Here is an 11,346-nt window from a genome sequence, read left to right on the forward strand (position 1 = left end):
GACGTTGCGCCGGTCCCAAGCCCTCAAGGCAGTCAGCGCGATCTCCGCAGAGTTTGCATTAGTCGGTCCTTTTTTCTATTTTCTCAAGATAGATGAACATCGGAACTCCGACGCCAAACATCAGCATCATCGGCCATAACGGGCTAAAACTCGGGAAGAAAGTCACGTAAGCAACGCTGACTAGAACCGTCCAAATTAGGCACACCACCCACGGCAGCATCGCTGTACTCCGGCTGAACTCTTTTCATTGTCCGGGGAAAGCTCTAATTTCCGGTTGCGGCTGAGCGTAACATGTCCGCAAACGACCTAAAACGGACTCTTCCTTAACGCTTCTCCGCCACCACCAGCAGCCCCGGCACGGGCGCGCCGCGATCCTGCCGCGTGCTGGCGGGCTCGACGAGTACGGGGGTGAGCCCGGCTTCCACGAGCCGCTCCTTGAGCCAGCCTTCCGCATGCGCGAACCGCCTGTCATCGCCCACCACGACGCCGTCGCCGTCATGGCTCTGCACCGTGAAGGCGAGCAGCCCGTCCGGTTCGAGCACCCGCGCGCTCTGAGCGAAGCAGGGGGCGAGTTCGCCGAGATAGACGAAGACATCGGCCGCGACGACGAGATCGGCCGAGGCGTCCGGCCGGCTGGTCAGGAAGGCTGTCAGCCCCGCGACGGCGAGCTTGTCGTAGAGCGGCGTGCCGTCCGGCGCGAGCTTGGTCCGAGCCCGCTCGATCATGCGCGGCGAGAGATCGCAGCCGGCGATGAAGCCACTCTGCTCGTGGATCGCTTCACCCATCAGCCCGGTGCCGCAGCCGAGATCGTAGACGACGTCGAACCGGAAGGGCCGGCCGGCGTTGCTGCAGCAGCGGACGAGCGCCGCCTTGAGCAGGTCGGGCGCGTGGTAGTGCAGGGTTTGCGTGAGATGGCTGTCGAAACGATCGGCATAGGCGTCGAACAGCGCGCCGGAGAAATTTTCGGAGGTCGCCTGCTCGGCCGACATCGCGCCGATGCGCGCGAGGTCGAGCCGGGCCCCGAAATGGTCATTGGGGTCGAGATCGAGGCATTGCCGCCAGGCGGTGGCGGCGTCCTCCTTGTGGCCGAGCGCCTCCTGCGCCAGTCCATAGAGATGCCAGGCCGCTGTGAAGTGATAGGCCTGCGACAGGGTCTGGTCGAGGATGTCGACGGCCGCTTGCGCGTCCCCGTCCTTAAGCGCAGCCTCGGCCCAGCCATAGCGGCGGTCGAGCACGGGGTCGCCGGACGAGGCGAAATGCGTGGTCGAGCCTGTATCGGTCATACCGACCGATCTAGCCCAGGAGTGTGACGCTGGCCAGACAAAGCGCCCGCTGGCGCCCTTCCGAATTGCTGCTGCCGACGCCGGCCGGGCTCTATTGCCCGCCCGCCGACATCCATATCGACCCGGTCCGCCCGGTGGCGCGGGCGCTGATCACCCATGGCCATTCCGACCATGCCCGTGCCGGCCATGGCGCCGTGCTGGCGACGCGGGAGACGCTGGCGATCATGGCCTTGCGCTATGGCGAGGGTTTTGCGGGCTCGCAGCAGGTTGCGGTGCCCCGCGAAGCGATCCGCATCGGCGAAGTCGATTTTACCTTCGTGCCGGCCGGCCATGTCCTGGGCTCGGCTCAGATCGCGGTCGAGAGCCGGGGCCTGCGAATCGTCGCCTCCGGCGACTACAAGCGCGAGCGCGACCCGACCTGCGCCGGTTTCGAGCCGGTGCCCTGCGATATCTTCATCACCGAGGCGACCTTCGGCCTGCCGGTCTTCCGCCATCCGCCGGCGGCGGGGGAGGTGGCCAAACTCTTGGAATCGGTCAGGCTCTTCCCGGAGCGGACGCATATCGTCGGCGCCTATTCGCTGGGTAAGGCGCAACGCGTCATGGCCCTGATCCGCGAGGCCGGATACGAGCGGCCGATCTATATCCACGGTGCCGTCGAGAAGGTCGCCGCCTTCTACGAAGCCGAGGGCATCCCTCTCGGCGGGATCAGGCTGGTTTCCGAAAGCGATCGCAAAACGCTGGGCGGCGAGATCGTCATCTGCCCGCCGAGTGCGACGCAGGATCTGTGGGCGCGCCGCTTTCCGGACCCGGTCACTGCCTTCGCCTCGGGCTGGATGCGGATCAGGGCGCGAGCCCGCCAGAAAGGCGTCGAACTGCCGCTCGTCATCTCCGACCATGCCGATTGGGACGACCTGCTCGCGACGATCCGCGAGGTTCAGGCGGGCGAGATCTGGGTCACCCATGGCGAGGCCGATGCGCTCGTCCATTGGTGCGGCACGGCTGGCCTCAAGGCCAAGCCGCTGCATCTCGTCGGCTATGGCGACGAGGGCGAGGCCGATCCCGCCGAGGGGGCGGCTGATGCAGTGGCTGTCTGAAAGTCGATCAGCGCGAAGCCGCGACGACCGGGTGCGACGGGGCAGCCATGCCGACCATGGCATTGGCCATGTCGCGGGCGAGGCAGTCATAGCCTGCGTCGCTCATATGGAAGCCGTCGGTCCAGAGCGCGGCCTTGAAGGCCTCGGCATCACTGCGGTGCCATTCGCGCATCGCGTCGTAGCGGCCGAAGACCGGCACGGCCTCGCGACGGGAAACCTCGCCGACCGCTTCGACGTATTCGCCATAACGCTGCGGATCGCGCACGGAGGGGAAATATTGCGGGTCGAGAATGGCGAGCGCCGGGCCGGCATCTCGCACCAGCGCGATGCCCTCGCCGACCATCGCCTTGAAGGCGTCGAGATCGCCGCCCTTGACGGCGTCATTGGTGCCGACCTGCCAGATTACGAGGTCGTAGGGGCGCGCGCTCAGCGCGGCCTTCATGCGGGCAAGCGTCTGCGGGGCGGTCTCGCCGCCGATGCCGGCATTGACGATCTCGACCTTGGACTTGGGCCATGCCTTGCCGAGCAGCGCCTGCAGGCGGGCCGGATAGGTCTTGTCCTTGGCGCTGGCGCCGATGCCCTCTGTCGAGGAGGAGCCGATGGCGAGGATCGTCAGGGTCTGGCCCTGCGCAACCTTGGCCGAGAGGGGAGCCAGCGTCGTGTTCGCGCGCACGATCGGCGTCTCGCGGCAGGAGAAGCTCGCCGCTTGCGCGGGGGCTCCGACCGTCAGCGTGGCAGCGATGACAGGCAAGGCAAGGAACCGCATCGCGGCACGCATCGGCGTCTCTCTCCTGGCTACTTCGCTGCCGTTAAGGTTTGCTTCATGAACGGTAACTGAACGATGCGCTGCAACAGACACGAATCAGCCGGGTGTGACGCTGGGGCGACAGCATGAACCGCTTCGCCTGGCTTCTCGATCGCCTCGCCTATGAGCCGCGCCGCAACGCCAAGATCGCGCTGATCGCGGACTACCTGCGCACCACGCCCGATCCCGATCGCGGCTATGCGCTGGCGGCGATGACGGGCGGTCTCACATTCCGCAACGCCAAGGCCGGGCTGATCCGCTCGCTGATCGCCGAGCGCACCGACCCGGTGCTCTTCGCGCTGTCCTATGACTATGTCGGCGATCTCTCGGAGACGGTCGCGCTGATGTGGCCGGCCCGGCACGGCGCCAATGCGGTGCCGCATCTGCCGGAGGTGGTCGAGAGCCTGCGCGAGGCTGGCAAGACCGATCTGCCGCGCCTCGTCGCGGGCTGGCTCGATGCGCTCGATGAGACCGGGCGCTGGGCCCTGCTCAAGCTCATCACGGGCGCGCTGCGCATCGGCGTCTCCGCCCGCCTCGCCAAGACGGCCGCAGCGAGCCTCGGTGGGGTACCGCCCGACGAGGTCGAGCAGGTCTGGCATGGGCTGGAGCCACCCTATGTCGAGCTCTTCGCCTGGCTGGAGGGCAGAGGCGCCCGGCCCGAGGCTCGCGATCCCGCACCGTTCCGCCCGGTCATGCTCTCGCATCCGATCGAGGACGGCGATTTCGACAAGCTCGACCCGGCCGAATTCTCAGCGGAGTGGAAATGGGACGGCATCCGCGTCCAGTTGGTCAGCGGTCGCAAGGCCGATGGCACGCGCGTGACGCGGCTTTATTCCCGCACCGGCGAGGATATCGCCGCAGCCTTCCCTGACCTCGTCGAGGAACTGACGCAGGACGGTGCGCTCGACGGCGAGTTGCTGGTGATGCGCGAGAGCACGATCCAGAGCTTCAACACCCTGCAGCAGAGGCTCAACCGCAAGACCGTTACCGCCAAGATGCTCGGCGAATTCCCCGCCCATATCCGCGTCTATGACCTGCTCGTCGATGGCGAGGAGGATATCCGGCACTTGGCTCTGGAAGAGCGGCGCCAGCGGCTGGAGGCCTTCCTCTCGCGTCTGGCCAGCATCCGCTTCGATCTCTCGCCGGTGATCTCCTTCGCCTCCTGGGAGGAGCTGACGGAGGCCCGCGCCGATCCGGCCGGGGCAGGGGCGGGCGCCGATGCGGAGGCGGTCGAGGGCTGCATGATCAAGCGCCGCGATTCGCCTTACTTGCCGGGCCGCCCCAAAGGCTATTGGTGGAAATGGAAGCGCGATGCCCGGCTCGTCGACTGCGTGCTGATGTATGCCCAGCGCGGCCACGGCAAGCGCTCCTCCTTCTATTCCGACTACACCTTCGGCGTCTGGCGCGTGGGCGAGGATGGCGGCGAGGAGCTTGTGCCGGTCGGCAAGGCCTATTTCGGCTTCACCGATGAGGAACTGATCGAGATCGACAAATATGTCCGCAAGAACACGCTGAATCGCTTTGGCCCGGTGCGCGAGGTCACGCATGACGCGCAATCCGGCCTCGTCTTTGAAGTCGCCTTCGAAGGCTTGCAGCGCTCGACACGGCACAAATCCGGCCTCGCCATGCGTTTTCCCCGGATCAATCGCATCCGCTGGGACAAGCCGCCTAGTGAGGCCGATCATATCGAGGTGCTCGAAGCCCTGTTGCCGACCAATGGTTGAACCGGAATGGGTTGCAGCCTTGCGCTTGCAGTGCTTGTGATGCGTGTCCGGCCTGAGGCAAAATGTCCGGGTCGGACGAATGCATCGGCTCCGGGGGCGGGTAACCGGCTTCGGGCGGGGGCGGTGCAGGCTTTAAGGAGTGGGGCGATGAGCAAGCAGCCTTCGACGCGGATCGTCATCGCGGACGATCATCCGCTGTTTCGCGGCGCGCTGCGTCAGGCCGTGTCGAGCGCGCTCGGCGGGGCCGAGGTCAACGAAGTCGGCTCGCTCGAGGCTTTGACCGAGGCTCTGGCCAGCGGCGGCGATGCCGATCTCGTCCTGCTCGATCTGACCATGCCGGGCGTGCAGGGCTTCTCCGGCCTGCTCTTCCTGCGCGCCGACCATCCCGAAATTCCGGTCATCGTCGTCTCCGCCAATGACGATCCGGCGGTGATTCGCCGCTGCATCGAGTTCGGCGCGCTCGGCTTCCTGCCCAAGACCGCCGATGTCGCCCAGATGGGTGAGGCGATCCGTGCCGTGCTCGACGGTGGCGTCTGGACGCCGCCCGGCGTCGATCTCTCCGCCCCGGTCGATGCCGAGATCGCCGACATGGTCCGCCGCATGTCGACGCTGACGCCGCAGCAGGTGCGCGTGCTGATGATGCTGTCGGAAGGCCTCCTCAACAAGCAGATCGCCTATGAGCTCGGCGTCTCCGAGGCGACGGTGAAAGCGCATGTCTCTGCGATCCTGACCAAGCTCGACGTCGACAGCCGCACGCAGGCCGTGATCGCCGCCTCGAAGATCGCCGGCACCGCCTGGGCAACGGCGGGCGCCAGCGCGACGGCTTGACGCCACCCGTTCAGTCCCCGTTCAAGCGCGGCCTGTTTCAGGTTAAGACAGCGCGGAAGCGCCCTGGAATGGCTTGGGGCGCAACAGGATGGCGATTGCTTCCATGGAACGGTTTCTCGGCGGCTCGCCCCTCAGCGTCCTTGTCCGCCTGATCTTCATCTCGCTTCTGGTCGGCGCGGGGATGGCCTTCCTCGGCCTGTCCCCGCAGGGCCTCTACGAGGCCGCCGCGCGCTTCCTGCGCTCGATCACCGGGCTCGGCTTCGGCGCGGTGCGCGAGGTCGGCCAATGGGTCATCGCCGGCGCGCTGATCGTCGTGCCGCTCTGGCTGCTGATGCGGCTCTTCGCGGCGCGGAAATAAGGCTTACAGCCCTTCGCCGCGCGCGATCGCGGCGGCATCGCGTCCGATCAGGGCTGTGAGGCGCGTGAGGCCGGCGCGGCGCGCCCGCGTGGCGAGGCCGGTCTTGACCTCCTTCGCCAGGCCCGGCCCCTTGAACACCATCGCCGAATAGAACTGCACCAGCGTCGCGCCGGCGCGGATCTTGGCGAAGGCCGTTTCGACCGAATCGACGCCCCCGACGCCAACCAGCGGAAATTGCCCTTCGACGCGCAGGAAGGCCTCGGCCAGAATGCGGGTCGAGGCGGTGAAGAGCGGCTTGCCGGAAAGCCCGCCGGTCTCAGCCCTACTGGCGCTGCGCAGGCTGTCCGGGCGCGCGATCGTGGTGTTCGAGACGATCAGCCCGTCGATCTGGCGCTTGCGGGCGACCGCGATCATGCCGTCGAGCTCGGGCAGGGTCAGGTCCGGAGCGATCTTGATCAGGATCGGCGTGCGCTTGCCGCCGGCCGCGACCTCGTCCCGCGCCGCGAGCGTGCGCGCCACGAGATCGTCGAGCGCGCTTTCCGCCTGCAGGTCGCGCAGACCGGGGGTGTTGGGCGAGGAGACATTGATCGTCAGGAAATCGGCGAGGGGGGCGAGCCGGCGCGCCAGCGTCGCGTAATCGGCGGCGCGGTCGGCCGATTCCTTGTTGGCGCCGAGATTGACGCCGACGAGTCCGTTTCGGCCCCGGCGGGCCTCGAGCCGCCTGGCCACGGCCTCCATGCCTTCGCTGTTGAGGCCGTAGCGGTTGATGACGGCCTCGTCCTCCAGCAGACGGAAGACGCGCGGGCGCGGATTACCGGGCTGCGGCAGCGGCGTCACGCCGCCGACCTCGACGAAGCCGAAGCCGAGCCCCAGTGCACCGTCGACCGCCTCGGCATTCTTGTCGAAGCCGGCTGCCAGGCCGACCGGATTGGGGAAGGACAGCCCGAACGCCTCGGTGGCGAGCACGGGATCGTCAGCGCCCGGCTTGAGCGCCGGCGCCGTGGCCAGCGCCGTGACGCTCAGGCGGTGCGCCGTCTCCGCATCCATGCGGTGGATCAGCGGGCGCGCGAGGTTGAACAGGCCGCCGATCATGCGAGTTCCTCCGGTAGGGCGTGGCTGCCGTCGGTCTTCAGCGGCATGGGGACGATCCAGCGCGCCGCCTTCGGATCGAGCGGGGCATAGAGATGCGGGAACAGGGCGCCGCCGCGCGAAGGCTCGTAGCGCAAGGCCGGGCCGAGGCACTGATCGTCGATCGCGATGAGCAGGAGCCCGTCCTGCCCGGCGAAATGTTTCGCCGCGGTCTCCGCGACCTGGGTGCCCGTCGAGAAATGGATGTAGCCGTCGGCAAGGTCGATCGCGGCGCCGTCGAAACGGCCCTTGGCCTCGGCTTCGGACCAGAGCGCGGCCGGGCATATCTTGTAGATCAGGGGCACTGGAAATCTCGCGCACGCATGTCGGCCACTCGCTTAAACGCTGGCAGGAGGATTCCGCAAGCCATTGTCCGATGGTGGCGAGATTCGGATTGAAATCTTATGAGATAGGGGATATTTCCTATCTTCAATCCCCGCCCCACGGCAAGAGCGAAGCGAGGCCTGCGCGATGCTGTCACATGACCAGATCTGGGGGGCGATCGATACGCTCGCCCAGCGCTACGGCTTCACCGCCTCGGGGCTGGCGCGCAAGGCCGGGCTCGACGCCACCACTTTCAACCGCTCAAAGCGCGTCGCTCCGGATGGGCGCGAGCGCTGGCCCTCGACCGAATCGATCTCCAAGATCCTGGTCGCGACCGGCGCCTCCTTCGACGAGTTCATGAGCGTGGTGCTGCGGCGCGAGCCGGCCCCGGCACGCACGATTCCGCTGATCGGCTTCGCCCAGGCGGGCTCGGGCGGCTTCTTCGACGATGGCGGCTTTCCGGCCGGCACGGGCTGGGAGGAGGTCGCCTTTCCCGGCGTCGCCGACGACAAGGCCTATGCGCTGGAGATATCGGGCGATTCGATGCTGCCGCTCTATCGCGACGGCGACACCATCATCGTCTCGCCGACCGCGACGGTCCGGCGCGGCGACCGGGTCGTGGTCAAGACGGTGGAGGGCGAGGTGCTGGCCAAGCAGCTCAAGCGCCAAACCGCCAAGACGGTGGAGTTGGCCTCGCTCAACCCGGAACATGCGGACCGCGTGCTGACCCTCGCCGAGATCGCCTTCATGGCGCGCGTGATCTGGGCGAGCCAGTAGCGAGCAGTCCGCCCCTCAGTGCCCGTTGGCGCGCCGCGCCGGCAACTTGACCGCGAAGACAGCGCCGACTTCGGACGTTTCGAGAACGATCGAGCCGCCATGGAGCCGCACAAGCTCGGCCGCGACCGCGAGGCCAAGCCCGGTTCCGCCGGGCGTCACCGAGCCGCGGAAGGCCTGGAACAGGTTGGCCCGCGCCCGCTCCGGCACGCCGGGGCCATTGTCGATGATGCGCAACGCCACCGAACCGTTCTCCGGCCCGCCCGTCACCGTCAGTACCGGCAGGTCGCCGGCTTCCGCTCCGGCGCGCGTCAGCGCCTGGATCGCATTGCGCATCAGGTTCGTCAGCACGCGCGCCATCTGGTCGGGGTCGCAAGGAGCCGAAAGCTCGGATGGAATCCGGTTCTCGAAGCGCGGTTGCTTGCCCTCGCCGAGGCCCAGCATCTCCGCTTGCTCGGCGACGAGCTGGCGCAGCGCGACGTCGCGGATCGCGGGCGTCGCCTCGGCGGCGCGGCCATAGGCGAGGGTAGCCTGGCAGAAATCGATGGCGCGCCCAAGCGTCGCGATCAGGCGCGGCGCGAAGCGGCGGATCTTGGCGTCGCGGGTCTCGATGAGCTGGTCGGACATGAGCTGCGCCGCCGCCAGCATGTTGCGCAGGTCGTGGTTGATCTTCGAGACGGCCAGGCCGAGCTCGGCAAGATGTTTCTTGGTGCGCAGCTCATCGGCGAGCGTCGCTTGCATACGGGCAAGCGCACGTTCCGCTTCTCCGACCTCGTCGGCCCGCAGCGAAGGCTCGATGATGCGCTGAGGGTTCTCTGGGTCGGCCTCGAACTCCATGACATTCGCGGCCAGATGCCGGATCGGCCCGATGATCAAGGCATTGAGTGCGATATAGACCGCAAGCGCGGTCAGGCCGGTGATCAGCAGCGAGATCAGCAGCAGGCTCCAGGAGAATTTCAGCATCGCCCGGTGCAATGGCGCCTCGTCGATGACGATCTCGACGAAATCGGCGCCCCCCACGGCTTCGCCGACCACGCGGATCGGCATGGTCGCGGGCGCGACGAGCACCGAGAGGGCTTCGTGGATCGCGGTCAGCCAGTCGAGATTGCGCAGGTCGACCGAGCGGGAGACCTCCGGTGGCGGCATCGAGTCGAGGCTGAGCAGGCGCCGCGCCCCGCCGACGCGCGCCGCGATCGAGCGGGCACCGACGCCCATCAGCAAGCGGTTTTCGCTGCCTTCGGGCAGTCCGTCCTCCGGGGCCCCCTCCAGCACCAGCGCTGCGACCTGGGCGGCGGCGATCCGGTCATGCAGCCAGTTGCGTCGGAAATTCGCGATGGACGGCAGATAGATCAGCACCTCCGCCAGCATGACGAAAAGCACGGTGACGAGCAGAAGCTTCGCCGAGAGGCCGAGGCGCGTAAGGCCGCGCGGCTGGCTGACCGAGAGGGCTTGCTTGGGCGCATGCATCATCGGTGATCTTAGCCGAAACGCCGCAAAAAGCCGATGAGGCGACGCAAGCCCGGCCTTGTGGTCAGTGTCGCCTGGAAAGAGAGCGCGGCGCGGCGCGAGGCATCCGAGCGAGCGAACGTCGGCAGCGGCATGCCGGCGACGGCGCCCACACCGAGCCCGGCCCGCATCGCGATGCACCACGGCGCGATCAGTTCGTCTGCATTCTCGCCGGCGATGGTGACGCCGAGGATGCGGCCTTTGCGGTCGACGATGGCCTTGACGAAGCCCTCGGTCGCGCCGGCGGCCTGCGCGGCGGCGTTCTCGGTGAAGGGCCAGCGCAACATCCGCAGCTTCCCGGCTGTCTTGCGGGCTTCCGCCTCCGTCAGGCCGACCGAGGCGATCTGCGGCCGACTCCAGACGACGCGCGGCTCGCTCGCGGGATCGATCCTGACCGGTTGGCGGAACAGGATGCTGCGCAACAGCAGCCCGATATGGTCGTCGCCGGCACGATCGGGCGGAGCGGCAGCGGCCCCGCCGGCACAGGCTCCCAGCGCATAGACGCGGCGATTGCTCGTCCGCAGGCTGCGGTCGACGGCGATGCCGGAAGCGTCATGGCGGATGCCGGCGAAATCGAGGTCGAGAGCCTCGATCGCGGGCCGCTGCGGGCCGCAGATGATGAGATGCGAGCCCTCGATGGTCGTTTCGCCCGAAGGCGTCGCGAGGACGAGACGCAGCCCCGACCGGGCGCGCTCCGCCCGCAGCGGCGTGCTGTCTTCGTGAAGCTCCAGCCCTTCGCGCAGCAGACGGCGGCGCAGGATCGTAGCCGCCTCGTCGTCATGGCCCGCCAGCAGCCCCTCCGGCGCGATGAGCGACGCGGCAGGGCCAAGCCGGCGCAGGGCCTGGGCCAAGGCGACGCCCTCGCCGCCGATGACGATCGGTCGCTCGGGCAATCGGGTGAGGCTGGCCAGATCGGACTCGTGAAGGAGGGGGACCGTATCGAGCCCGGCGATCGCAGGCGGAGCGACGCGTGCACCGGTGGCGATCACGAATCGGCGCGCCTTGATCGGGCGTCCGTCGACGGTGACCGTGCTGCGGCTGGTGAAGCGGGCCTCGCCCCGCATGACGATGATGCCCAGCGCAGTCAGGCGCTCGGCCGAGTGGTTGGCCCGTTCGGCGGCCAGGGCACGCTGGATATGGTCATGGATCTGCGCCGGGTTCGGCAGCGGTTCCGCTACTGCCAGGCCTAGCCGCCCCGCGCCGCGCATTGCCTGTGCCCGGTCAGCGATCGCGATGAGCGCATGTGTGGCGAGAGGCCCGCGATTTCCGCCGATGGCGTCGCGCTCGATCAGGACGACCGGAACGCCGAAACTCGCCGCGGCGATGGCCAGCGCGACGCCGTTGCCACCCGCGCCGATGACGCAGATGTCGGGTGTCAACGCGGCTGGTCTCGCCGCCTTGGCCGTGCCGTCGCTCACCGGATATCCCGTTTCGCCCGTCTTCTTCATCGCTGATGCGTTGCCCGGCGGGCGGAATCAAGGCCGCTGCGCGCGGCTTTTGGAAAAAGAGCGGCCTCTATGGC

Annotated in this window: 11 protein-coding genes; 5 read left to right on the forward strand and 6 right to left on the reverse strand. The window is 67.9% G+C overall.

Annotated features, from left to right (window positions below; all coding sequences use genetic code 11):
• Window positions 1-323 precede the first annotated feature (323 nt).
• Window positions 324-1,283 carry a methyltransferase domain-containing protein gene (locus Q0Q36_RS03810; protein ID WP_293795644.1) on the reverse strand — a complete coding sequence of 320 codons (960 nt, stop codon included), beginning with the start codon at window positions 1,281-1,283 and terminating at the stop codon, window positions 324-326.
• A gap of 23 nt (window positions 1,284-1,306) precedes the next feature.
• Between Q0Q36_RS03810 and Q0Q36_RS03815 the strand changes: the two genes are divergently transcribed.
• Entirely contained in the window at window positions 1,307-2,377 is a 1,071-nt protein-coding gene (locus Q0Q36_RS03815; protein ID WP_293795646.1) for a ligase-associated DNA damage response exonuclease, read from the forward strand.
• A gap of 7 nt (window positions 2,378-2,384) precedes the next feature.
• On the opposite strand, the gene Q0Q36_RS03820 is transcribed toward Q0Q36_RS03815, so the two are convergent.
• Window positions 2,385-3,155: an SGNH/GDSL hydrolase family protein gene (locus tag Q0Q36_RS03820; protein WP_293795647.1), complete on the reverse strand. Its 771-nt coding sequence runs from the start codon at window positions 3,153-3,155 to the stop codon at window positions 2,385-2,387.
• 113 nt (window positions 3,156-3,268) lie between these two features.
• On the opposite strand from Q0Q36_RS03820, the gene Q0Q36_RS03825 reads away from it, so the two are divergent.
• The 3 genes from Q0Q36_RS03825 to Q0Q36_RS03835 all read left to right on the forward strand — a co-directional run bounded on the left by Q0Q36_RS03825 (window position 3,269) and on the right by Q0Q36_RS03835 (window position 6,092).
• Entirely contained in the window at window positions 3,269-4,906 is a 1,638-nt protein-coding gene (locus tag Q0Q36_RS03825) for a cisplatin damage response ATP-dependent DNA ligase (protein WP_293795649.1), read from the forward strand.
• 147 nt (window positions 4,907-5,053) lie between these two features.
• Window positions 5,054-5,734, forward strand: coding sequence for a response regulator transcription factor (locus Q0Q36_RS03830; protein WP_293795651.1), 681 nt, complete (start codon window positions 5,054-5,056; stop codon window positions 5,732-5,734).
• Between the two features lie 103 nt (window positions 5,735-5,837).
• Window positions 5,838-6,092 (forward strand): DUF6460 domain-containing protein, encoded by a 255-nt coding sequence (locus Q0Q36_RS03835; protein WP_265058087.1) that lies wholly within the window; start codon window positions 5,838-5,840, stop codon window positions 6,090-6,092.
• Window positions 6,093-6,095: 3 nt separating this feature from the next.
• Here Q0Q36_RS03835 and Q0Q36_RS03840 read toward each other — a convergent pair whose 3' ends face one another.
• Both Q0Q36_RS03840 and Q0Q36_RS03845 read right to left on the reverse strand, forming a co-directional pair.
• Window positions 6,096-7,184: a quinone-dependent dihydroorotate dehydrogenase gene (locus Q0Q36_RS03840; protein WP_293795654.1), complete on the reverse strand. Its 1,089-nt coding sequence runs from the start codon at window positions 7,182-7,184 to the stop codon at window positions 6,096-6,098.
• Window positions 7,181-7,525, reverse strand: a complete 345-nt coding sequence (locus Q0Q36_RS03845) for a DUF952 domain-containing protein (protein ID WP_293795655.1) — start codon at window positions 7,523-7,525, stop codon at window positions 7,181-7,183. The genes Q0Q36_RS03840 and Q0Q36_RS03845 overlap by 4 nt, the downstream gene beginning before the upstream one ends.
• Before the next feature lie 166 nt (window positions 7,526-7,691).
• Between Q0Q36_RS03845 and Q0Q36_RS03850 the strand changes: the two genes are divergently transcribed.
• A complete protein-coding gene (locus Q0Q36_RS03850) occupies window positions 7,692-8,321 on the forward strand; it encodes a helix-turn-helix transcriptional regulator (protein ID WP_293795657.1) in 630 nt (209 codons plus the stop codon).
• Between the two features lie 15 nt (window positions 8,322-8,336).
• On the opposite strand, the gene Q0Q36_RS03855 is transcribed toward Q0Q36_RS03850, so the two are convergent.
• Complete coding sequence (locus Q0Q36_RS03855) at window positions 8,337-9,788, reverse strand: HAMP domain-containing sensor histidine kinase (protein WP_293795658.1); 1,452 nt, start codon at window positions 9,786-9,788, stop codon at window positions 8,337-8,339.
• Between the two features lie 8 nt (window positions 9,789-9,796).
• Window positions 9,797-11,242, reverse strand: coding sequence for an FAD-dependent oxidoreductase (locus Q0Q36_RS03860; RefSeq protein ID WP_293795659.1), 1,446 nt, complete (start codon window positions 11,240-11,242; stop codon window positions 9,797-9,799).
• Between the last annotated feature and the right edge of the window lie 104 nt (window positions 11,243-11,346).

This window comes from uncultured Allobosea sp., assembly GCF_945957345.1.
Lineage (GTDB): Bacteria > Pseudomonadota > Alphaproteobacteria > Rhizobiales > Beijerinckiaceae > Allobosea.